The sequence below is a fragment of the Streptomyces sp. ISL-12 genome (assembly GCF_018614415.1).
Taxonomy (GTDB): Bacteria; Actinomycetota; Actinomycetes; order Streptomycetales; family Streptomycetaceae; genus Streptomyces.
Genome location: NZ_JAGGOO010000097.1, coordinates 52,392 through 75,911, shown reverse-complemented (window position 1 = coordinate 75,911; position 23,520 = coordinate 52,392). Strand labels below are relative to the sequence as shown.

At 69.3% G+C, this 23,520-nt stretch carries 19 protein-coding genes; 9 read left to right on the top strand and 10 right to left on the bottom strand.

Annotation, left to right across the window (positions count from 1 at the left end):
• Positions 1-215: 215 nt before the first annotated feature.
• The gene (locus tag J7I94_RS25615; protein WP_215170454.1) at positions 216-1,685 is read right to left on the bottom strand and encodes a CCA tRNA nucleotidyltransferase; all 1,470 of its coding nucleotides are present in this window, start codon (positions 1,683-1,685) and stop codon (positions 216-218) included.
• Between the two features lie 226 nt (positions 1,686-1,911).
• On the opposite strand from J7I94_RS25615, the gene J7I94_RS25610 reads away from it, so the two are divergent.
• The 7 genes from J7I94_RS25610 (at position 1,912) to trxA (ending at position 11,823) form a co-directional block, all read left to right on the top strand.
• On the top strand, positions 1,912-4,305 hold the full coding sequence (locus tag J7I94_RS25610; RefSeq protein ID WP_215170452.1) for a DUF6049 family protein: 2,394 nt from the start codon (positions 1,912-1,914) through the stop codon (positions 4,303-4,305).
• 43 nt (positions 4,306-4,348) lie between these two features.
• Positions 4,349-6,793, top strand: a complete 2,445-nt coding sequence (murJ, locus tag J7I94_RS25605; RefSeq protein ID WP_215170450.1) for a murein biosynthesis integral membrane protein MurJ — start codon at positions 4,349-4,351, stop codon at positions 6,791-6,793.
• 137 nt (positions 6,794-6,930) lie between these two features.
• A complete protein-coding gene (locus J7I94_RS25600) occupies positions 6,931-8,634 on the top strand; it encodes a protein kinase family protein (protein ID WP_215170448.1) in 1,704 nt (567 codons plus the stop codon).
• A 27-nt stretch (positions 8,635-8,661) separates the two neighbouring features.
• Positions 8,662-9,354 carry an RNA polymerase sigma factor SigM gene (sigM, locus tag J7I94_RS25595; RefSeq protein ID WP_215170446.1) on the top strand — a complete coding sequence of 231 codons (693 nt, stop codon included), beginning with the start codon at positions 8,662-8,664 and terminating at the stop codon, positions 9,352-9,354.
• Positions 9,355-9,371: 17 nt separating this feature from the next.
• On the top strand, positions 9,372-10,274 hold the full coding sequence (locus tag J7I94_RS25590) for an anti-sigma factor (RefSeq protein ID WP_215170468.1): 903 nt from the start codon (positions 9,372-9,374) through the stop codon (positions 10,272-10,274).
• Positions 10,275-10,483: 209 nt separating this feature from the next.
• A complete protein-coding gene (gene trxB / locus J7I94_RS25585) occupies positions 10,484-11,452 on the top strand; it encodes a thioredoxin-disulfide reductase (protein WP_215170444.1) in 969 nt (322 codons plus the stop codon).
• A 38-nt stretch (positions 11,453-11,490) separates the two neighbouring features.
• Positions 11,491-11,823 carry a thioredoxin gene (trxA, locus tag J7I94_RS25580; protein WP_215170441.1) on the top strand — a complete coding sequence of 111 codons (333 nt, stop codon included), beginning with the start codon at positions 11,491-11,493 and terminating at the stop codon, positions 11,821-11,823.
• A gap of 66 nt (positions 11,824-11,889) precedes the next feature.
• Here the strand turns inward: trxA and J7I94_RS25575 are convergent, their stop codons facing one another.
• From J7I94_RS25575 to rpmH, 9 genes are all read right to left on the bottom strand, one after another.
• Positions 11,890-12,507: a GNAT family N-acetyltransferase gene (locus tag J7I94_RS25575; RefSeq protein WP_215170439.1), complete on the bottom strand. Its 618-nt coding sequence runs from the start codon at positions 12,505-12,507 to the stop codon at positions 11,890-11,892.
• Between the two features lie 331 nt (positions 12,508-12,838).
• Complete coding sequence (locus J7I94_RS25570; RefSeq protein WP_215170437.1) at positions 12,839-13,951, bottom strand: ParB/RepB/Spo0J family partition protein; 1,113 nt, start codon at positions 13,949-13,951, stop codon at positions 12,839-12,841.
• Positions 13,948-15,021, bottom strand: coding sequence for a ParA family protein (locus J7I94_RS25565; RefSeq protein ID WP_215170466.1), 1,074 nt, complete (start codon positions 15,019-15,021; stop codon positions 13,948-13,950). The genes J7I94_RS25570 and J7I94_RS25565 overlap by 4 nt, the downstream gene beginning before the upstream one ends.
• 320 nt (positions 15,022-15,341) lie before the next feature.
• Positions 15,342-16,061 (bottom strand): 16S rRNA (guanine(527)-N(7))-methyltransferase RsmG, encoded by a 720-nt coding sequence (gene rsmG / locus J7I94_RS25560; protein ID WP_215170435.1) that lies wholly within the window; start codon positions 16,059-16,061, stop codon positions 15,342-15,344.
• Between the two features lie 139 nt (positions 16,062-16,200).
• Positions 16,201-16,713 carry a R3H domain-containing nucleic acid-binding protein gene (locus tag J7I94_RS25555; RefSeq protein ID WP_215170433.1) on the bottom strand — a complete coding sequence of 171 codons (513 nt, stop codon included), beginning with the start codon at positions 16,711-16,713 and terminating at the stop codon, positions 16,201-16,203.
• 15 nt (positions 16,714-16,728) lie between these two features.
• Complete coding sequence (yidC, locus tag J7I94_RS25550) at positions 16,729-18,054, bottom strand: membrane protein insertase YidC (protein WP_215170431.1); 1,326 nt, start codon at positions 18,052-18,054, stop codon at positions 16,729-16,731.
• A 3-nt stretch (positions 18,055-18,057) separates the two neighbouring features.
• Positions 18,058-18,432 carry a membrane protein insertion efficiency factor YidD gene (gene yidD, locus J7I94_RS25545; RefSeq protein WP_215170429.1) on the bottom strand — a complete coding sequence of 125 codons (375 nt, stop codon included), beginning with the start codon at positions 18,430-18,432 and terminating at the stop codon, positions 18,058-18,060.
• The gene (rnpA, locus tag J7I94_RS25540; protein WP_215170428.1) at positions 18,429-18,800 is read right to left on the bottom strand and encodes a ribonuclease P protein component; all 372 of its coding nucleotides are present in this window, start codon (positions 18,798-18,800) and stop codon (positions 18,429-18,431) included. The genes yidD and rnpA overlap by 4 nt, the downstream gene beginning before the upstream one ends.
• A gap of 21 nt (positions 18,801-18,821) precedes the next feature.
• Positions 18,822-18,959, bottom strand: a complete 138-nt coding sequence (gene rpmH / locus J7I94_RS25535) for a 50S ribosomal protein L34 (RefSeq protein WP_003949374.1) — start codon at positions 18,957-18,959, stop codon at positions 18,822-18,824.
• A 396-nt stretch (positions 18,960-19,355) separates the two neighbouring features.
• Between rpmH and dnaA the strand changes: the two genes are divergently transcribed.
• Complete coding sequence (gene dnaA / locus J7I94_RS25530) at positions 19,356-21,320, top strand: chromosomal replication initiator protein DnaA (protein ID WP_215170426.1); 1,965 nt, start codon at positions 19,356-19,358, stop codon at positions 21,318-21,320.
• A 936-nt stretch (positions 21,321-22,256) separates the two neighbouring features.
• The gene (gene dnaN, locus J7I94_RS25525) at positions 22,257-23,387 is read left to right on the top strand and encodes a DNA polymerase III subunit beta (protein ID WP_215170424.1); all 1,131 of its coding nucleotides are present in this window, start codon (positions 22,257-22,259) and stop codon (positions 23,385-23,387) included.
• Positions 23,388-23,520 lie beyond the last annotated feature (133 nt).

The window sequence follows — 23,520 nt, the reverse complement described above, 5'->3', positions numbered from 1 at the left end:
GGGGGACCCCCATCGCGTCGACTCCCTCCTCCGCCTTGCAGCTGCACGCACCAGACCCCGCTCACCGGCATGGACAAGTCCCGCCGGTGTCCTGCGTCCTGATCCAAACGACAGGCCCTAGTCGCTACCGGAGTAGTGGGGCGGTGTTTCACGTGAAACACCGCCCCTCCACATCGGTGAAACGGCGGCATGTTTCACGTGAAACATGCCCCCGCTCATCCTTCCTGGCGGGCCCACCACTCCCGGAGCGCCGCGACCGCCGCTTCGTGCTCCATGGGCCCGTTCTCCAGCCGCAGCTCCAGCAGGTGCTTGTATGCCTGCCCGACAGCGGGGCCGGGACGGATGCCGAGGATCTGCATGATCTCGTTGCCGTCGAGGTCCGGGCGGATCGAGTCCAGCTCCTCCTGCTCCTGGAGCTGCGCGATCCGCTCCTCCAGGCCGTCGTACGCACGCGACAGCGCGGTCGCCTTGCGCTTGTTGCGGGTCGTGCAGTCGGACCGGGTCAGCTTGTGCAGACGGTCGAGCAGCGGACCCGCGTCCCGGACATACCGGCGCACCGCGGAATCGGTCCACTCCCCGGTGCCGTACCCGTGGAACCGCAGATGCAGCTCGACCAGCCGTGAGACGTCCTTCACCAGCTCGTTGGAGTACTTCAGCGCCAGCATGCGCTTCTTCGTCATCTTGGCCCCGACCACCTCGTGGTGGTGGAACGAGACCCGTCCGTCCTTCTCGAAGCGGCGGGTACGGGGCTTGCCGATGTCGTGCAGCAGCGCGGCCAGCCGGAGGGTCAGGTCGGGGCCGTCCTGCTCCAGGGCCATCGCCTGTTCCAGCACGATCAGCGAGTGCTCGTAGACGTCCTTGTGGCGGTGATGCTCGTCGCTCTCCAGACGCAGGGCGGGCAGCTCGGGCAGGACGTACTCGGCCAGGCCGGTCTCGACCAGGAGCGCCAGCCCCTTGCGCGGGTGCGCGGACAGAATCAGCTTGTTCAGCTCGTCCCGGACCCGCTCGGCCGAGACGATCTCGATACGCCCGGCCATCTCCTTCATCGCCTTGACGACCTCGGGGGCCACCTCGAAGTCGAGCTGCGCGGCGAAACGCGCGGCCCGCAGCATCCGGAGCGGGTCGTCGGAGAAGGACGCCTCGGGCGTTCCCGGCGTACGCAGTACCCGGGCCGCGAGGTCGTCCCGCCCGTGGTGCGGGTCGATGAACTCCTTCTCGGGGAGTGCGACGGCCATCGCGTTGACGGTGAAGTCCCGCCGGACGAGGTCCTCTTCGATGGAGTCGCCGTAGGACACCTCGGGCTTGCGCGAGGTGCGGTCGTAGGCCTCCGACCGGTAGGTGGTCACCTCGATCTGAAGGCTTCGATCAGCGTCTCCGACGCGGGCGTCCTTCTGCGCACCGACGGTTCCGAAGGCGATCCCGATCTCCCAGACGGCGTCCGCCCAGGGACGGATGATCTTGAGGACATCCTCGGGACGGGCATCGGTGGTGAAGTCCAGGTCGTTGCCGAGCCGCCCGAGCAACGCGTCGCGCACCGAGCCGCCGACCAGGGCGAGAGAGAACCCGGCCTCCTGGAAACGGCGGGCGAGATCGTCGGCGACCGGCGAGACGCGCAGCAGTTCGCTCACCGCGCGGTGCTGCGCCTGACTCAGGGCACTGGGGTTGACTTCATTGGCGTTCGGCACAACAGAAAAGGGTACGTGCCCCGGGCGGAGGCGGGCGCACCACTTGTTCGGACGCTCCCCTTTATACGGGCATATACGCGGCGGCCCGATCTCGCGCTCGTTCCCGTCGTCGGCCCCGCACCCGATCTTGTGGGCCACTCCGCGGCACTTCCCCTCAGCGCGCATCGTTACCATGCGTGGACGCACATCCGACGACCACTGACGACGACGAGGGACGGGCGAGCGCGTGGCCGAGGCGGCAGACTTCCAGGGGACCCATCCCTCACCTGCCCGCCGCTGGGTACGGCGCACCATGGCATTGGTCGCCTCCGCACCGCTGCTGGCAGGCCTCGTACAGGTGTCGGGCGCCGGGCCGGCCCAGGCGGGGGAGCAGACCGGCGCCCGGACCGCGGCCGGGTCGGACGGGGTGTCCGTGGCCGTCGACTCGCTCAGCCCCGCCGCCCCCACGGACGGCGACACCGTCACGGTGTCGGGCACGGTGACCAACAACGGCAAGCAGGCGGTCACCGACGCCCAGGTCGGTCTGCGGGTGGGCGAGCAGCTCGACACCCGGTCCGCCATCGACACGGTCGCCAAGAACAGCGACGCCCTCGACGCCTCTCTCGGCACGGAGGTCGACGACAAGTACTCGGAGGAGTACGCCAAGCTCACTCCCGGGGTCTCCGAGCACTTCAACATCTCGGTCCCGGTCGACGCGCTGGACCTCGGTGAGGACGGCGTCTACGAGTTCGCCGTGACGCTCTCCGGGCAGACCTCCGCGCAGCCCTGGGAACGGCTTCTCGGCGTGCAGCGGACCTTCCTGCCCTGGCAGCCGGGCGAGGCCGGCACCAGGACGCGGACGACGTTCCTGTGGCCGCTGATCTCCACCGCTCACATGGCCGCGGAGACGGGGTCGAACGAGCAGCAGACCCCGGTCTTCCTCAACGACGACCTGGCCAAGGAGATCTCCCCCGGTGGCCGCCTGAACCAGATGGTGACGCTCGGCAAGGAACTCGACGTGACCTGGGTCGTCGACCCCGATCTGCTGGCCTCCGTCGACGCGATGACGCGCAGCTACGAGGTCCGGGGCGCGGACGGCAACACCTCGGCCGGCACCCACCAGGCCGTCGCCAAGCAGTGGCTCGCCGATCTCCAGAAGGCGGTGGCGGACAAGAAGGAGGTCGTCGCGCTGCCCTTCGCCGACCCCGACCTGGCCTCCCTCGCGCACAACGGCACGGACTTCACCGGCTCGCTGAGCCAGCTGAAGGAGGCCACCGACGTCGTCGCCAACACGGTGGAGCCGATCCTCCACGTGGAACCGACCACCGACTTCGCCTGGCCGGTGGAGGGCGCCGTCGACCCGTCGATCGTCAAGGTCGCCACCTCCGCCGGGGCCGACAAGGTGATCGCCCGCAGCGACAGCCTCCAGGAGGGCAGCGGCCTGTCGTACACGCCCTCCGCGGCCCGGCCCATCGGGGGCGGGACGACGGCGGTCGTAGCGGACGCCCGCCTGTCCACGGCGTTCGAGGGCGACCTGACCAAGGCGTCCACCTCCACGGCGGCCGTCCAGCAGTTCCTCGCGCAGAGCCTGTCCCTGAACCTGCAGACCGGGAAGCAGCGCAGCATCGTCGTCGCGCCGCAGCGCACGCCGACCGGAAGCCAGGCCCGGGCGATGGCCGAGGCGCTGACCGCGCTGCAGGACGGCAACTGGTCCGAGTCCCAGGACCTGTCCGACGCCGCCTCGGCCAAGCCGGACCCGGGCGCCACGACGAAGGTGCCGTCGCGTTCCTCGTACCCCTCCTCGCTGCGCAAGCAGGAGCTGCCGTACTCGGTGTTCGAGCAGATCGCCCGGACGCAGGACAAGCTGGACCACTTCAAGGCCGTCCTGTCGGACCAGTCCCGGGTGGTGACCCCCTTCGGGCGGGCCATGAACCGGGAGATGTCCGCGTCCTGGCGTGGCCGCTCCTCCGAGGGACAGACCTTCCGCAACGGCGTGGAGACCTACCTCGACGGCCTGACCGGCCAGGTGCGGCTGATCGACAAGTCGGAGACGAAGCTGTCCGGGCGCAGCGCCACGATCCCCGTGACCGTCCAGAACAACCTCGTGCAGGACGCCGACCACCTGGTGCTCCGGCTCACCTCGACCAACCCGACGCGTCTGAAGATCGGCGGCGAGGCCTACCAGGAGCAGCCCGTCTCGGTTTCCGGCGGGCACAGCCAGTCGGTGAAGTTCACCACGTCCGCCAACGCCAACGGGCGGGCGACGGTGATCGCCCAGCTGTACACGGCGGACGGCCGCAAGTACGGCGTACCCGTGACCTTCGACGTGAAGGTCACCGAGATCACGGCCACCGTGATGCTGGTCATCGGCGGCGGCGTCCTCCTCCTCGTCCTCGCCGGCTACCGCATGTACCAGCAGCGCAAGCGGGCCGCCGCCCGCGTCGCGGACGACGAGGGCCCCGGCGCCGGGGAGGACGACGCGGACGGCCCCGAGAACCCGGAAGGCCCCGCCGGCCGTCCCACCGAGGAGTCCGGGGCACACTCCCGGGCAGGCGACCCGGAGCAGCCGAGTGACCCCGGAGCGGACACCACAGCGGAAAGCGCCGACCCGTCCGGGACGGGTGAGAGAGTGGACCGTTGAGATGTCGTGGCCGGTGGGCCCGGGACGATGAGGTGGGGTAACCATGAACGCGCCGTACGACGGTGACCGTGGCCAGGCCGCGGGCAGCTCGGGCTACCCCGAGGGCCCGCCACCCGAGCACGACCGGGCGCCGTCGCAGCCGCCGGCGGACATGTACCTCCAGGACGCCTACGAGCAGGACCCCTACCGGGCGCAGGACCTCTCCGCGCAGGACCCGGTCGACGAGGCGCTCTACGACCGCGCCGCGCACCCCCCGCCGCCCCCCGGCACGTATCCGCCGCAGCAGCCGCTGTACGGGCCGCCGGCCCAGTCGCCGTACGCCCCGGACCCGCAGATCTGGGCGCGGACCCCGGCGCCCGAGCCGGAGGGACCCACCCAGTACCTGCCGTACGGCGACGATCCGCGGACGACCCAGTTCGTGGGCGTGGACGACCTCGTCACCCAGGCCGGCGAGCAGCGCCACGAGCCGGACGCCTTCGCCCATCTCTTCCGCGACCAGCAGCAGGGCGGCGGCCACCCGTCGTACCAGGGCAACCCCTCGGTGCCGGGCCCGTCGCCCGCGCCGCACCAGCAGGGAGCAGCACCCGGTCCGTACGGCCAGTACGCGGCCACCCCGCACGGCCAGTACGGAGCGGCCCCGGCACCCGGCCCGTACGGCGCGGAGCCGCCGGCCCAGAGCCAGTACCCGGCCCCTCAGCCCGGCCAGACCCAGTACCCGGCTCCCCAGCCCGGCCAGACCCAGCACGCGGCGCCCCCGCCCGGCCAGTACCTGACCGCGCCCCCGCCGGCCGCCGAGACCCCCGCGCAGGGCACCGACGCCGTGCCACCGCCGGCCGCCGCGGTACCGGCCAAGAAGGGCGGCCGGGCGGCGGGACTGCTGAAGTCGAGCGCCGTGATGGCGGCGGGCACGATGGTCTCCCGCCTCACCGGCTTCATCCGCTCCGCGCTGATCGTCTCCGCCCTCGGCGTCGGCCTGCTCGGCGACACCTTCCAGGTCGCCTACCAGCTCCCGACGATGATCTACATCCTCACCGTCGGCGGCGGACTCAACTCCGTCTTCGTGCCGCAGCTCGTCCGCGCGATGAAGGAGGACGAGGACGGCGGCGAGGCCTTCGCCAACCGCCTGCTGACCCTGGTCATGGTGGCGCTCGGCGCGCTCACCGTCCTGTCGGTCTTCGGAGCGCCGATCCTCATCCGCCTGCTGTCCGACTCGGTCGCCAGCGACCCGGCGGCCAACCAGGTCGGCATCACCTTCGTCCAGTACTTCCTGCCCTCGATCTTCTTCATGGGCGTCCACGTGGTGATGGGGCAGATCCTCAACGCCCGCGGCAAGTTCGGCGCGATGATGTGGACCCCGGTCCTGAACAACATCGTCATCATCGTGACGCTCGGCATGTTCCTCTGGGTCTACGGCACCGCCGCCGACTCCGGGATGAAGGTCACCACCATCCCGGAGGAGGGGCAGCGGCTCCTCGGTGTCGGCATCCTGCTCGGACTGGTCGTGCAGGCGCTGGCGATGATCCCGTACCTGCGGGAGACCGGCTTCCGGATGCGGCTGCGCTTCGACTGGAAGGGCCACGGCCTCGGCAAGGCGATCACGCTCGCCAAGTGGACCTTCCTGTTCGTCCTCGCCAATCAGGCGGGCGCGATCGTCGTCTCCCAGCTGTCCACCGCTGCGGGCAAGGTCTCGCCCGTGGACGGCACCGGCTTCGCCGCCTATGCCAACGCCCAGCTGATCTGGGGTCTGCCGCAGGCCATCATCACCGTCTCCCTGATGGCCGCCCTGCTGCCCCGCCTCTCACGCTCCGCCGCCGAGGACGACGCCGGTGCCGTCCGTGACGACATCTCCCAGGGGCTGCGCACGACGGCTGTCGCGATCGTGCCGATCGCCTTCGGGTTCGTCGCGCTCGGCATCCCGATGTGCACCCTGATCTTCGGTTCCTCCGGCACCAGCGAAGCCACCAACATGGGCTACACGCTGATGGCCTTCGCCCTCGGCCTGATCCCGTACTCCGTGCAGTACGTGGTCCTGCGCGCCTTCTACGCCTACGAGGACACCCGGACCCCCTTCTACAACACGGTCATCGTGGCGGCGGTCAACGCCGGCGCCTCGGCCGTCTGCTACTTCGTGATCCCGGCGCGCTGGGCCGTGGTCGGCATGGCCGCCGCCTACGGTCTGGCCTACGCCATCGGCGTCGGCATCGCCTGGCGCCGGCTGCGCAAGCGGCTCGGCGGGGACCTGGACGGCTCCCGTGTGCTGCGGACCTACGCGCGGCTGGCCATCGCCTCGGTCCCCGCAGCGCTGCTCAGCGGCGCGGCCTGCTACGGCATCGGTCACACGCTCGGCCAGGGCGTCGTGGGCTCCTTCGCCGCCCTCCTGGCCGGCGGAGCGGTGCTGCTCGGCGTCTTCTTCCTGGCCGCCCGCCGGATGCGGATCGAAGAGCTCAACTCGCTGGTCGGTATGGTCCGCGGACGCCTGGGACGCTGAGACAGGGGGTAGGCGCACAACCATCGTTCACCGCCGTGTGTCGTGCATAGCGGCGGTCTGTGGGCACAATTGGTTTCGGCGTCGGACGGCGCGCAACGGGTGTCCGGCGCGCAATGAATGGGGAGGCAGGGACGACGGTGGCGGAACGGAGCACAGCTGCCGTCGACGTGGCAGACAACAGCGACGACGAGTCGCTGACCGCGGAGGCGGACCAGTCCACGGCCGACGGGGTGGCCAACAACCGGGAGCGGGACACGGACAGCGACGAGGCACAGGCGAGCGCCGGCACCAACAAGCCCGGGAAGGCATCGCCTCCCGAACTGCACAGCGGTCACAAACTCGCCAGACGCTACCGCCTCGAGGAATGCGTCACCCGTCTGGACGGCTTCAGCAGTTGGCGTGCCGTGGACGAGAAACTCCGCCGCGCCGTCGGCGTCCACGTCCTGCCGACGGAGCACAGCCGCGCCCGGTCCGTGCTGGCCGCCGCCCGCGCCTCCGCGCTGCTGGGCGACCCCCGCTTCGTGCAGGTGCTGGACGCCGTCGAGGACAACGACCTCGTCTACGTCGTCCACGAGTGGCTCCCCGACGCCACCGAACTCACCGCACTCCTCGCCGCCGGCCCGCTGGAGCCGTACGACGCCTACCAGATGGTCACCCAGGTCGCGTCCGCCATGGCCGCCGCCCACCGCGAGGGCCTGGCCCACCTCCGCCTCAACCCCAACGCCGTGCTGCGCACGTCGACCGGACAGTGGCGCATCCGGGGGCTGGCCGTGAACGCGGCGCTGCGCGGCATCACCTCCGACACGCCGCAGCGCACCGACACCGAGGCCATCGGCGCCCTGCTCTACGCCTCCCTCACCCAGCGCTGGCCGTACGAGGACGACGCCTACGGGCTCTCCGGGCTGCCCAAGGACCTCGGTCTGATCCCGCCCGACCAGGTGCGCGCCGGTGTCCACCGAGGGCTGTCGGAGCTGGCCATGCGGGCGCTCGCCAACGACGGCGCCACCGCGTCCCGCCACGAGTCCGCGTGCACCACGCCGGAGGAGCTGGTGAAGGCGATCGGCGAGATGCCCCGCATCCGCCCGCCGGAGCCGGCCTTCACGACACCGCCCGAGTACCAGCGCACGGCCTATCAGCAGGGCTCGTACGGCCGTGGCCGCCCAGCCCCGCATCCCGGTGTCACGCAGCCGGTGCCGGCCCCGCCGCCCCCGCTGCAGAGCCGTACCGGCAAGGCCCTGAAGTGGGGCGTCTCGGCCCTGCTCATCGCCGCCCTGGGCCTCGGCAGCTGGCAGCTGGCCGACGCCCTGATGAACCGGGGCGGCTCGTCCGACGACCAGAACCAGACGCAGACGACGGACGACAACGACAAGGGTGCTTCGAGCAAACCGGAGTCCGGCAAGCCGATCGCCATCAGCGACGCCCGTGACTTCGACCCCTTCTCCGACCAGTCCGAGAAGCCCTCCGAGATAAAGAACGTCTACGACGACGACCTGTCGACCTACTGGCAGACGGACTACTACCTCAGCAGTGACTTCGGACGCCTGAAGCCCGGCGTCGGCGTCATCCTCGACCTCGGCAAGGCACAGCAGGTCGGAAAGGTGACCGTCACCTTCGTCGGGAGCACCTCGGTCGAGCTGCGCAGTGCGAGCGCGGACGCCGGCTCCGAGCCGACCTCCTTCGACGCCTACTCCAAGGTCGCCGAGGGCAAGGGGACGACCGTGGAGCTCAAGCCCGACAAGACCCTCAAGAGCCGCTACCTTCTGGTGTGGCTCACCGACCTGCCGATGCAGTCGAACGGGGAGTGGCGCGGCAGGCTGGCGGACATCAAGGTGACCAGCTGAGTCGTCTGCCATGACGGAGGGGGTCCGATGACAGATGGCACCGGGTACGCCGAAACCAACGACCACGACCTCCTCGCCCGCCATGTGAAGGGCGACCCCGATGCCTTCGGTGAGCTCGTCCGGCGGCACCGGGACCGGCTCTGGGCGGTCGCCCTGCGCACGTTGGGGGACCGTGAGGAAGCCGCTGACGCCGTGCAGGACGCCCTCGTCTCCGCGTACCGTGCCGCCCACTCCTTCCGCGGGCAGTCGGCCGTCACGACCTGGCTGCACCGGATCACGGTGAACGCGTGTCTGGACCGCGCCCGCAAGGCGGCCTCCAGGAAGACCGCCCCGGTCGACGACACCGAGCGCCTGGAACAGTTGCTGGAGCCGCACGAGTCGGCGTCCGCTCCCGCCGAGCGCAACGATCTGCACCGGCAGCTCGTGGAAGCCCTGAGCACCCTGCCGCCGGACCAGCGGGCCGCCCTGGTCCTGGTCGACATGCAGGGCTACCCCGTCGCCGAAGCCGCCCGCATCCTCGATGTGCCGACCGGCACGGTGAAGAGCCGGTGCGCCCGCGGCAGAGCCAGACTCCTGCCGCTGCTCACTCATCTGCGCCCGGACAGCGGCGGCGAGAGTGAACCGGGCGCGGAACGGAACCGGACCCAGGGGACACCCGTCCCACCCACAGCGGGGCCGAGCGATTCAACCGCAGTGAAGGGCGGAGGTGGGCGAGCGTGACGTCGTCGACGACAGACATGGCCCGGCACCCGGACGTCGCGGAGATCTCCGACCTCGCCGAAGGGCTGCTCCCGCCGGCACAGACCGCAGACGTACGGCGTCACCTGGAGGCGTGCGAGTTGTGTGCGGACGTCTACGCGTCGCTGGAGGAGATCCGGGGCCTGCTCGGCACACTGCCGGGTCCGCAGCGGATGCCGGACGATGTCGTCGGCCGTATCGACGCCGCCCTCGCCGCCGAAGCTCTGCTGGCCGCCACGGCGCCGGAGCCGACGGGCCCGGACGCTCACGTCGCCGCTCTTCCTCTTTCCGAGAGGAACGAGGACCGTCCGCGTGTTTCACGTGAAACATCGGTCTCCGTCGACCGTCCCGCAGGCCGTTCCGCCGCCTCCACCACCGGTCCGGGGCGCAAGAAGCGCACGCGGAACGGACGCCGCAGGATCGCCGCCCTCGGTGCCGTGTTCGCGGTGGCCGCCTTGGGACTCGGCTCCGTGATCGTGGCCTCTCTCGACAGCGGCGACGCGCCCGGCGACCCCGGACAGCCGTCCGCCCTCGCGGACACCTTCTCCGAGGGGAAGCTGGGGCCGAAGGTCGCCGATCTGCTGGCGGACGACCAGCCGGGACAGAGCACCGAGACGTCCTCGGCACAGAGCTTCCGCGCGGAGTCCGAGACCGGCGCCGAGAACCGCGTCTTCACCCAGCCCACCGTGCCCTCGTGCATCCGCCAGGGCATCGGCCGCGAGGACGCGGCGCTGGCCACGGAGGAGGGCATCTACCAGGGCCATGAGGTGCTGCTGGTCATCCTTCCGGACGCCGCCGACGCCGGACAGGTCACGGCCTATCTCGTGGAGACGTCCTGTGTCACCCAGCCCTCGCGCGGAGCGGGCGAGGTACTGCTCGAAAGCTCCTACCCGCGGCCCTGACGACTGACGTCCCGCGTCCGTCCCGGCCGTCTGCCGCCCTGCCCCGTCCCACGCGCCCTGTGCGCCGCCCCACGCCCCGCGTGCCGCCTCGCAGTGTGCCCGGACACAGCGGGAATGCGCGCCCCGTAGGATCCGTTGGGTGGGGTGAGAGCTCTGAGAAACGCTTTCACCGGTCATGAAGACGCAGTCCAGAGACGAGGAAACAAGCCGTGAGCGACGTCCGTAACGTGATCATCATCGGCTCCGGGCCTGCCGGCTACACGGCGGCGCTCTACACCGCGCGCGCGTCGCTGAAGCCGCTGGTGTTCGAAGGCGCCGTCACCGCCGGTGGTGCGCTCATGAACACCACCGAGGTGGAGAACTTCCCCGGCTTCCAGGACGGCATCATGGGCCCCGAGCTCATGGACAACATGCGGGCCCAGGCGGAGCGCTTCGGCGCCGAGCTCATCCCCGACGACATCGTGTCCGTCGACCTGACCGGTGAGATCAAGACCGTCACGGACACCGCGGGCACGGTCCACCGGGCCAAGGCCGTCATCGTCACCACCGGCTCGCAGCACCGCAAGCTCGGCCTGCCCAACGAGGACGCCCTGTCCGGCCGTGGCGTCTCCTGGTGCGCCACCTGCGACGGCTTCTTCTTCAAGGACCACGACATCGCCGTGATCGGCGGAGGTGACACCGCGATGGAGGAGGCCACCTTCCTCTCGCGCTTCGCCAAGTCCGTGACGATCGTCCACCGTCGCGACACCCTGCGTGCCTCCAAGGCCATGCAGGAGCGTGCCTTCGCCGACCCGAAGATCAAGTTCGTCTGGGACAGCGAGGTCGCCGAGATCCAGGGCGACCCGAAGCTGTCGGGGCTGCAGCTGCGCAACCTCAAGACCGGCGAGCTTTCCGACCTGGCCGTGACCGGCCTGTTCATCGCAATCGGCCATGACCCGCGCACCGAACTCTTCAAGGGCCAGCTCGACCTCGACGAAGAGGGCTACCTGAAGGTCGACGCGCCCTCCACCCGGACCAATGTGACCGGTGTCTTCGCTGCCGGAGACGTGGTCGACCACACCTACCGCCAGGCGATCACCGCGGCTGGCACGGGCTGCTCCGCCGCCCTCGACGCCGAGCGCTTCCTCGCTGCCCTGTCCGACGAGGACAAGGCCGAGCCCGAGAAGACCACTGTCTGACCCTCATCCCCCACGCACAACCAGTTAAGGAGCCCGCCGTGGCCGGCACCCTGAAGCATGTGACCGACGCTTCTTTCGAAGAGGACGTTCTCAAGAACGACAAGCCCGTCCTGGTGGACTTCTGGGCCGCCTGGTGCGGCCCGTGCCGCCAAATCGCGCCGTCCCTCGAGGCGATCGCCGCCGAGTACGGTGACAAGATCGAGATCGTCAAGCTGAACATCGACGAGAACCCGGGTACGGCCGCCAAGTACGGCGTCATGTCCATCCCGACCCTCAACGTGTACCAGGGTGGCGAGGTCGCCAAGACGATCGTCGGTGCCAAGCCGAAGGCCGCGATCGTCCGCGACCTTGAGGACTTCATCGCGGAGTGACGTTTCACGTGAAACATGAAGGGGGCCCATCCGGCAGGGTGGGCCCCCTTCATGTCACGACGGCCCTCACAACGGCCTGAGCGCAGGTTCCTTCTGCACGGCGCCGAGCAGTCGGTCGAGGGCCATCTCCACGTCCTCCTTCCAGGACAACGTGGACCGCAGTTCCAGCCGGAGACGGGGATGGCTGGGGTGGTGCCGTACGGTCTTGAACCCCACGGCCAGTAGATGGTCGGCCGGCAGCACGCACGAGGGCTGCTTCCAGTGGGCGTCCCCGAAGGCCTCGATCGCCTTGAAGCCCCGTCGCAGTAGATCCTTGGCCACCGTCTGGACCATCACCCGGCCCAGCCCTTGCCCCTGGTACCCGGGCACGATGAACGCCGTCATCAGCTGCACCGCGTCCGGGGAGACAGGGCTCGTGGGGAACGCCGCAGAGCGCGGGACATAGGCAGGAGGAGCGTAGAGGACGAAGCCGACCGGTACGTCGTCGACGTAGACGACCCGGCCGCAGGACCCCCAGTCCAGCAGGACGGCGGAGATCCAGGCTTCCTTCTCCAGAGCGGCTGTGCCCGCCTTTACCGCAGCCTCCCCGCTGACGGGGTCGAGCTCCCAGAAGACGCACGAGCGACAGCGCTGGGGGAGATCCTCAAGGTTGTCCAGCGTGAGCGGTACGAGCCGGCGCCCCATGAAAGCTGTTCCTCGCTTCCTTCGCCCTGTGCTTCCAGAGCGGCTGTCAGAGCACTCCGCTCCTTGAGCAGACTGCCGATGAACCCACCGATCGCTCCCAGCCCCAGCCCTGTGCTCACCAACCCGGTGCGGCTCGTCGTTCGCATGGCTCTGCCTCGCTCTCAGAGGTAACCGCCAGGTGAAACCGCCCTGCCTGATCGCATCGTATCCACGATGCGATTGCCCCGATACCGGTGGAAAGCAAAGAGCGGACCGCGTTCCGGCACACACCGGACACGGCCCGCTCTGGCGCCGAGGCGGAGCACCTGACCAGGCGCTCCGCCGTCGGGCCTCAGGAATCGTCCTCTTCCGTCTCGCCCTCCACGAGGCTCTTCTGCAGCACGGAGCCTTCGCCCGGGGCGAGCGTGTCGAGGATGCGGCCCAGATCGTCCATCGAGGCGAACTCGACGGTGATCTTGCCCTTCTCCCGGCCCAGGTCCACCTTCACCCGGGTTTCAAAGCGGTCCGAGAGCCGGGTGGCGAGATCGGACAGGGCCGGGGAGACACGGGCTCCCGCCCGGGGTCCCTTGGCCCGGGGAGCCTTCTGCGGCCGGGACCCCATCAAGGTCACGATCTCCTCGACCGCCCGCACCGAGAGCCCTTCGGCCACGATCCGGTGCGCCAGCCGGTCCTGCTCCTCCGAGTCCTCCACCGAGAGCAGCGCCCGGGCATGTCCTGCGGAGAGGACCCCCGCCGCGACCCTTTTCTGCACGGACGACGAGAGCTTCAGCAGCCGCAGCGTGTTGGAGACCTGCGGACGGGACCGGCCGATCCGGTCTGCCAGCTGGTCGTGCGTGCAGTTGAAGTCCTTCAGCAACTGGTCGTAGGCGGCGGCCTCTTCCAGCGGGTTCAGCTGAGCGCGGTGCAGGTTCTCCAGCAGCGCGTCCAAGAGGAGCTTGTCGTCCTCCGTGGCCCGCACGATCGCCGGAATGGCCTCCAGCCCGGCTTCCCGGCAGGCCCGCCAGCGCCGCTCGCCCATGATGAGCTCGTAGTGCTCGGCGTCCAGCTGACGCACGACGACCGGCTGAAGAAGACCGACCTCCTTGATGGAGGTGACCAGTTCGGCGAGCGCGTCCTCGTCGAAGATCTCGCGCGGCTGCCGCGGATTCGGCTTGATGAAGTCCAGCGGGATCTCGGCGAAGTGAGCCCCCATGGGGGACACCAGTGCCTCCACGGCACCAGAAGCCGACGGCTCCTCGGTTTCAGGTGATGTTTCACGTGAAACAGGCGGCAGTGTGGTCACCCTCGCCGCCGCCACACCACGGTCGGTCGTCAGCCCGGGAATGCCCGTGGAAGCCGCCGGAGCAGCACTCCCCAAGGCGGCCGACGCCACCGGCTTCTCCGTTGAGGCTGGAGGAATCAACGCAGCCAGACCTCGGCCCAACCCCCTCCGTCGCTCGTTCACTGGATCCCCTCCACCGTGCTCGGATCGTTCTGGGCACCGATGTGAGCCTGGGTCGCGTCGTAGCCGACGCCCACGCCCCTCAGTGCGATCTCTCGTGCCGCCTCAAGATAGGACAGGGCACCGCTCGATCCTGGATCGTAGGTCAGCACCGTCTGCCCGTAGCTCGGCGCCTCGGAGATACGGACCGAGCGAGGAATGCTCGTCCGCAGCACCTCGTCACCGAAGTGGCTGCGCACCTCGTCCGCGACCTGGGACGCCAGTCGCGTCCGGCCGTCGTACATCGTGAGCAGGATGGTCGACACATGGAGCGCAGGGTTGAGGTGCCCCCGCACCAGGTCGACGTTGCGCAACAGCTGTCCCAGCCCCTCCAGTGCGTAGTACTCGCACTGGATCGGGATCAGCACCTCCTGGCCCGCGACCATCGCGTTCACCGTCAGCAGGCCGAGAGAGGGCGGGCAGTCGATCAGGATGTAGTCCAGAGGCTGCTCGTAGGCCTGGATGGCTCGCTCAAGTCGGCTCTCCCGGGCGACCAGGGACACCAGCTCGATCTCCGCACCAGCGAGGTCGATCGTTGCCGGCGCGCAGAACAGACCCTCGACATCGGGAACAGGCTGGACGACCTCGGACAGGGGCTTGCTGTCGATCAACACGTCATAGATCGACGGGACTTCGGCGTGGTGGTCGATGCCCAGGGCGGTGGAGGCATTCCCCTGGGGGTCGAGGTCGATCACCAGGACCCGGGCACCGTGCAGGGCAAGCGAGGCGGCGAGATTGACGGTCGTCGTCGTCTTGCCCACCCCGCCCTTCTGGTTGGCGACCACGATGACGCGGGTCTGCTCAGGTCGTGGCAGACCCTCACCGGCGCGCCCCAGAGCCTCTACCGCTAGTTGGGCCGCGCGACCGATCGGAGTGTCGTCCATCGGCGGCGGTGTTTCACGTGAAACATCCGCCCCCATGGACTCGGCACGGGGACCGGGGACCGGATCGGTCATCGGGCCCGCGATATTGGCGTCGGACCGCAAGGATTCACTCTCCTCGACTTCAGGCTCGCAATGAACAGAGCCTCCCATGCCTTCGGGGTCGCGAACCAGTGAGGCCTGTTGTTCTGTGGAGAAATCCACCTCTGTGGACAACTCCGTGCCCCTCACGAGTGGCGGAGTGCCCTCAGAGGAGTCTCCGCCAGATGTGTTTCTGGCAGAGGAGTCTCCGCGAGAGGAGTTTCTGCCCTCTGAGGGAGCTCCCTCATCGAGTGAGCCGAGAGGCTTGCGGTCGCGGGGTTCGGCCGCAGCGCGGCCGCGACTGATGATGCCGTGCAGCAGTGAGCGACGTTTCACGTGAAACACGATGCACAGCGGCCGAAGCCGAACTGCCGCGACACTCCGGCTCGGCGCTATCCACGACGCCGACGGGCCCGTCCGGTGCGGGCAGCCTTGGCCCGTTTGGCCGCGAACCGCACACCGCCCGGACTCTCCCCGACCTCCACGCGCACCACCGTGGACCGGGGCTCCACCACGCCTTCCCCCACGTGCAGGATCGACGTCTCCACGGCCCCGAGCTTGCTCAGCGCCGTCGCCGCGCTCTTCAGCTCCTCCTCGGCCGTGTCGCCCTTGAGCGCCAGCATCTCCCCGTACGGCCGCAGCAGCGGAACCCCCCAGGTGGCCAGCCGGTCCAGCGGCGCCACGGCACGGGCCGTCACCACATGGACGGGCGGCAGCTTCCCCATGACCTCCTCGGCCCGGCCCCGCACGACGGTCACATGGTCCAGGCCCAGCAGTTCCACGACCTCGGTCAGGAAGTTGGTGCGCCGCAGCAGCGGCTCGAGAAGGGTGATCTTCAGGTCGTCCCGGACCAGTGCGAGCGGGATACCGGGCAGGCCGGCACCCGAGCCGACATCGCACACCGTCACGCCCGCGGGCACGACCTCAGACAGCACCGCACAGTTCAGCAGGTGCCGCTCCCACAGCCGGGGCACCTCGCGCGGACCGATCAGACCGCGCTGCACACCCGCCTCGGCCAGCAACTCGGCGTAGCGCACCGCATCCGCGTAGCGATCGCCGAACACCTCACGTGCCTGCTCGGGCGCGGGGGGAAGCTCCGCTGCCTCCGTCACGGGGGACCGTCCTTCCGTACCGCGTCGACGCTTCGCGCGCCGACACCAGAACCATCAGAACTATCAGCCGGAACTACCAGGCTGACAAAGTTCGGCCCCGTCTGCTCAACAGACGGGGCCGGGAGAACGCGGGGACCGATCAGGCGGGCAGTACGACGACGAACCGCTGCGGCTCCTCGCCCTCGGACTCGCTGCGCAGCCCCGCGGCCTTGACCGCGTCGTGCACGACCTTGCGCTCGAACGGGGTCATCGGCTGCATGCGCACCGGCTCACCACTGCTCTTGGCCTCGGCGGCGGCCTTGGCGCCCAGCTCGGACAGCTCGGCACGCTTGCGGGCCCGGTAGCCGGCGATGTCCAGCATCAGACGGCTGCGATCACCGGTTTCCCGGTGCACGGCCAGGCGGGTGAGCTCCTGGAGCGCTTCCAGGACCTCGCCGTCATGACCGACCAGCTTCTGCAGGTCACGACCGCCCGTGTCACTGATGATCGAGACAGAGGCACGGTCGGCCTCGACATCCATGTCGATGTCGCCGTCGAGGTCGGCGATGTCGAGCAGACCCTCCAGGTAGTCCGCCGCGATCTCACCCTCCTGCTCCAGGCGGGTCAGGGTGTCTGCGCCCTCGGCAGCGGCGGCGATGGTGCCTTCCGTCACGGGATGGACTCCTTCTTACTTCTTCGACGGGGACTTGGGCCGCTGCGGTCCCTTGCGCTGCCCGGACTGGGCCTTGCTGCGGGTACCGGAGCCGGGCTTCTGCGCGGCCTTCTTGGCAGCGGCGGGCTTGGCGTCCTGGGGCTGGTCGGACTTGCTCAGCGACGTCGGCTTCGACGTGGCCGACGCGGCGGAGGACGACGAGGAGGACGATGAGGACGCCGACGACTCGGCGTCACCGGCGGTCTTCGTCGCGCCGGCCTGACGCTGGGACTTCGACTGCCGCTTGGGCTGCTGGCGCTTGGGAGCGCCCGTGGTCGGCGTACCGTCCTCGGTCTCGGCGGCGGCCGCGGTGTCGCTCTTCACGACGGTGCCGTCGGCCTGGGCCGCGAGGCCGGCCTTGGTCAGGCCGTTGATGAACTTCCGCTCGAACTCGTTGCGGTCCCGGCCCTTGGCGACGATGGCCTTGACGATGGCGCGCTCGCTGCGGCGGCGGACCTTGCCGGTGCCCGAGACGTGCTTGTACAGGCGGTCCAGGTAGGCCGACTGGGCCTTGGAACCCGGCGTCGGGTTGTTGCGGATGACGTACATCTGCTGGCCCATGGTCCACACGTTGGTGGTCAGCCAGTAGACGAGGACACCGACCGGGAAGTTGATGCCGAAGACGGCGAACATGACCGGGAAGACGTACATCAGCATCTTCTGCTGCTGCATGAACGGCGTCTTCACCGTGGTGTCGACGTTCTTCGTCATCAGCTGGCGCTGGGTGAAGAACTGGGAGGCCGACATCAGGACGATCATGATGGCGGTGACGACCCGCACGTCGGTGATGGAGGAGCCGAGGGCGTCCACCTTCGAGGCGCCGTCGGTGAACTTCGCCGCGAGCGGCGCACCGAAGATGTGGGCCTTCTGGGCGCTCTCCAGCAGCCGCTCGTTGATCACGCCGATGGTGTCACCGGTCGCGATGCCGTTGAGCACGTGGTACAGGGCGAAGAAGAACGGGGACTGCGCCAGGATGGGAAGGCACGAGGAGAGCGGGTTGGTGCCCGCGTCCTTGTACAGCTTCATCATCTCTTCGGACTGGCGCTGTTTGTCGTTCTTGTAGCGCTCCTGGATCTTCTTCATCTCGGGCTGCAGGACCTGCATGGCCCGAGTCGACTTGATCTGCTTCACGAAGAGCGGGATCAGACAGATCCGGATCAGCACCACCAGGGACACGATGGAGAGACCCCAGGCCCATCCCGTGTCGGGGCCGAAGATGGCGCCGTACAAGCTGTGGAACTGGACGATGACCCAGGAGACAGGCGTCGTGATGAATTCGAAGAGGCTGGCAATCGTGTCCACTAATCATGCTCCTTGGGCATGGGACTGGGTCTCTGCGGCCGGGCTCGAAGGACCGGACGGACTCGGCTGAGCAGCCTGTCCTTCGGTGGCCGGTTCGGCGGCGGAGGGCCCGCCCTTGCGTGCCCGCCAGGCGTTCCGCAGCATCTCGTGCCACCGCGGACGCTTGCGCGGCGGAACGTGGTCCACCCCGCCCAGCGACCACGGATTGCACCGCAGGATGCGCCAGGCGGTGAGTGCCGTGCCCTTGACGGCGCCGTGCCGGTCGATGGCCGTATAGCCGTAGTGGGAGCACGACGGGTAGTACTTGCAGACCGGCCCGAGCAGTGGACTGATCGTCCACTGGTACAGCTTGATCAGAGCCAGCAGCGGGTACTTCATCGCGCGCCCCCTCCCAGTAGCCGCTGGAGGGCGGCGTCCAGGTCTTGGGCCAGCTGTGCATGGTCGGCGTCACCCGCTCCGGGTAGCGCTCGTACGACTACCAGGCTACCGGGGGGAAACAGACCGACTCGGTCGCGCATCAGATGGCGAAGCCTGCGCTTCACCTTGTTGCGCACGACCGCACCGCCGACGGCTTTGCTGACGACGAAACCCGCACGCGTCGGGGGAGCGCTCTCCCCAGGCGCGTGCGGGTCCGTTGCACCGCTACGAAAATGGACGACGAGGGACGGGCGGCCTGCCCGGCGACCTCGTCGTACCGCGGTCGCGAAATCCTCGCGCCGCCTCAGCCGGTTCTCGGTGGGCAGCACGACGTCATGACCTGATCGGGATCAGGCGGACAGACGGGCGCGACCCTTGCCACGGCGGGACGCGAGAATCGCGCGGCCGGCACGGGTGCGCATACGCAGCCGGAAGCCGTGGGTCTTCGCGCGACGACGGTTGTTCGGCTGGAAGGTGCGCTTGCTCACTCGGGGGCTCCAGAAGAAATCGGTGGTGGCGGGGTGCCGTCCTGGCTGTCACCGTGCGCCCACGAGTAGCTCGCGTTACGCCCGTGTGCACCGCTTTCCGATCACCTGAAGCGATCTGTGCCCATCGGAGGCAGGCGGCAGCAGCCATCGACAACTCGACCTGGTTACGGTACGCGCGGCTGCGCCATTCGGTCAAACCGGCGGCAGCCGAGAGACACTTGTCCACAGGCTGGGGACAACAACTTGAATGCTACCTGCCACGCTGACTACCGTGGCCGGACTCCGATTCGTTCCCTTCCCACCGGCGCATCTGATTCGTTCCGACCCGCCCACCCCCGTACCGACCGACCCTCCCTCGGATCACACCTTCGAGGGACCCATGAGAGAGCGTGCCCTGTGGCTGACGTACCTGCCGATCTTGCCGCAGTGTGGCCACGCGTACTGGAGCAGCTCCTCGGAGAGGGACGCGGCCAGGGCGTCGAGTCGAAGGACGAGCACTGGATCCGGCGCTGCCAGCCGCTCGCCCTGGTCGCAGACACTGCCCTGCTCGCCGTACCGAACGAGTTCGCGAAGGGCGTACTGGAGGGCCGCCTGGCCCCCGTCGTCAGCGAGACGCTGAGCAGGGAGTGCGGCCGTCCGATCCGCATCGCGATCACCGTCGACGACTCGGCGGGCGAACCCCCCGTCCCGACGCCGCCGGCCCCGCACGCGCGCCCCCAGCACCGCTACGAGGAACCCGACCTCCCGCCCGTCGGCCAGCAGGGCCGCGACACCCGGGACGGCCGTGACACGCGGGACGGTCGTGACGGCCGTGACAACCGCGACAGCCGGGACGACTACGAGAGCTACGGCCGCCACCGCCCCGACCCGCTCCCCACGGCCCGTCCCGCCTACCCGTCCGAGTACCAGCGTCCCGAACCCGGCTCCTGGCCGCGCCCGTCCCAGCAGGACGACTACGGCTGGCAGCAGCAACGCCTCGGCTTCCCCGACCGCGACCCGTACGCCTCGCCGCCGGAATCTCCGTACGGCTACTCCCAGGACTACCGCTCGCAGTCGCCGGACCGCCCGCCGTACGAATCCGAACGCCCGCCGTACGAGTCGCAGCGCCCGGACTACGACCAGTCCCGCCCGGACTACGACCAGTCCGGCCCGGACTACAAGCAGCCGCGCGGCGACTACGACCAGCGCGGCGGCCGGCGTGACGCGCCCGAGCCGCCCCACGGGGCCGGCCACGTCCACCGCGGCGGCCCCGTGGGCCCCGGACCCGCCACCGGCGCCCCCGGGCCCCTGGCCGCACAGCCCGCCCCGGCCACCGGCCCCGGCGAGCCGACCGCGCGCCTCAACCCGAAGTACCTCTTCGACACCTTCGTCATCGGCGCCTCCAACCGCTTCGCGCACGCCGCCGCGGTGGCCGTCGCCGAGGCGCCGGCGAAGGCGTACAACCCGCTCTTCATCTACGGCGAGTCGGGCCTCGGCAAGACCCACCTGCTGCACGCCATCGGGCACTACGCCCGCAGCCTCTACCCGGGCACGCGCGTGCGGTACGTGAGCTCCGAGGAGTTCACCAACGAGTTCATCAACTCCATCCGCGACGGCAAGGGCGACAGCTTCCGCAAGCGCTACCGCGAGATGGACATCCTGCTCGTCGACGACATCCAGTTCCTGGCGGACAAGGAGTCGACGCAGGAGGAGTTCTTCCACACCTTCAACACGCTGCACAACGCCAACAAGCAGATCGTGCTCTCCTCCGACCGGCCGCCCAAGCAGCTGGTGACGCTGGAGGACCGGCTGCGGAACCGTTTCGAGTGGGGCCTGATCACCGACGTCCAGCCGCCCGAGCTGGAGACGCGGATCGCGATCCTGCGCAAGAAGGCGGTGCAGGAGCAGCTCAACGCCCCGCCGGAGGTGCTGGAGTTCATCGCCTCCCGCATCTCGCGCAACATCCGTGAGCTGGAGGGGGCGCTGATCCGGGTGACGGCGTTCGCGTCGCTCAACCGGCAGCCGGTGGACCTGGGCCTGACGGAGATCGTCCTGAAGGACCTGATCCCCGGCGGCGAGGACTCGGCCCCCGAGATCACCTCCACGGCCATCATGAGCGCCACCGCCGACTACTTCGGCCTCACCGTCGAGGACCTGTGCGGCACCTCGCGCGGGCGCGCGCTGGTGACGGCCCGGCAGATCGCCATGTACCTCTGCCGCGAGCTGACGGACCTCTCCCTGCCGAAGATCGGCGCGCTGTTCGGCGGCCGGGACCACACCACCGTGATGCACGCCGACCGCAAGATCCGCAATCTGATGGCCGAGCGGCGCTCCATCTACAACCAGGTGACCGAGCTGACCAACCGCATCAAGAACGGCTGACAGCCCCCGCGCACCGGCTGACGGCCTCCGCACGAGGGCTGAACGGCTGACGGCTGACGGCACCCCTGTACGGCGTTATGGGCGCCCTCCGGAGAGATCCGGAGGGCGCCTTCGTCATGTCCGGGGCCGAGGGCCGCGGACGCGGGCGCACTTGCTGTTCGAATCCGCGCCGGGGTTACGGCCGCCGTCCACAGATTCGGGCACTTTTTTCCGTCCACACCTTGGGGACCGCCAAGTTGTCCCGATCCTGTCCACAGGCCAGGGTCTTGAGAGATCATCGAGCCAGGTCACTCGCCTGTGGATCGGTGGACGAACGATATCCACAGACTGTGGACAACGAATCGGTCCACACCCTGTGCACAAGGTTGTCCACCGTCGACCCACAGGTCAGACCCGGTTGTCCCCAGCGATCAGCGGCTTCTCCACACCGCTGTCCACTGTTCGGCAACCCGACGCGGCCTCTCACCGCTCGGAGTGAAAGGCGTCACACAAAGCTGCCGGGTTGGGCTGTGGGAAAGACGGGTAAACCTGGGGACGACGCTGGGGAGAAGTCGCCTCTCCCTGTGCACGGAGTGTGCAGAACTTTCCGTTCTCCACAGCGGGGCCCACTTGTCCACCGGTCCCGCCCACAGGCCCCGTGGACAAAATTCCTGGGCTGACCTGGGCAAACGTGGTTATCCACGGTATCCACAGGCCCTACTACTACCAACGACTAGAGAGAGCCCGGAACTCGTTTCGAAGCGGGACCTGTGCACAACTCGCCCTCTCGTGCCCGACCGCCCCTCGGCACGACTTGACCCCGATGGGCACCTACTGTCAGTGCGGTGCGTCAGACTGGTCCCGGTGTTCCTGCCCCGCTGCGGGGTGGGCGACACCGAGTCAGACGACTGAGGCGAAGCAGGGCGAGAGCGCCGGCAACAGCAGGAGGCGGCAACGGTGAAGATCCGGGTGGAACGCGACGTACTCGCGGAGGCAGTGGCCTGGGCGGCGCGCAGCCTCCCGGCCCGTCCGCCGGCGCCGGTCCTCGCGGGCCTGCTGCTGAGGGCCGAGGAAGGGCAGCTGAGCCTGTCCAGCTTCGACTACGAGGTCTCCGCGCGGGTGTCGGTCGACGCGGAGGTCGAGGAGGAGGGCACGGTGCTGGTCTCCGGCCGCCTGCTCGCCGACATCTCCCGCGCCCTGCCCAACCGGCCGGTGGAGATTTCCACAGACGGTGTACGGGCGACGGTGGTCTGCGGCTCCTCGCGGTTCACCCTCCACACCCTGCCGGTGGAGGAGTACCCGGCCCTGCCGCAGATGCCGAACGCCACGGGCACGGTCCCCGGCGAGGTCTTCGCCTCCGCCGTGCAGCAGGTCGCCATCGCGGCCGGCCGCGACGACACGCTGCCCGTCCTCACCGGTGTGCGCATCGAGATCGAGGGCGACACGGTGACGCTGGCCTCCACCGACCGCTACCGCTTCGCGGTCCGCGAGTTCCTGTGGAAGCCGGAGAACCCGGACGTCTCCGCGGTCGCCCTGGTGCCCGCCAAGACGCTCCAGGACACCGCCAAGGCGCTGACCAGCGGTGACCAGGTGATCCTGGCGCTGTCCGGCTCGGGTGCGGGCGAGGGCCTGATCGGTTTCGAGGGCGCCGGCCGCCGGACCACGACCCGGCTGCTGGAGGGTGACCTCCCGAAGTACAAGACGCTGTTCCCGACCGAGTTCAACAGCGTCGCCGTGATCGAGACCGCCCCCTTCGTGGAGGCCGTCAAGCGCGTCGCCCTGGTCGCCGAGCGGAACACCCCGGTGCGGCTCAGCTTCGAGCAGGGGGTGCTCATCCTGGAGGCGGGCTCCAGCGACGACGCACAGGCTGTGGAAAGGGTCGACGCCCAACTGGAGGGCGACGACATCTCGATCGCCTTCAACCCGACCTTCCTGCTGGAGGGTCTGAGCGCCATCGGTTCCCCGGTGGCCCAGCTGTCCTTCACGACCTCCACCAAGCCGGCCCTGCTCAGCGGCAGGCCGGCGCTGGACGCGGAGGCGGACGAGGCGTACAAGTACCTGATCATGCCGGTGCGGCTGAGCGGCTGAGCGGCTGAGCGGCCGACTTGTCCACAGCCGGTGGATGAAGCCGCAGGTGGGCGTACGGATGAGCGCGTATGCCCACAGCTGTGCGTGGGCGTCCGGGTTTAGGCTCGGCGCCGGTGCGCATGCGCCTCACACG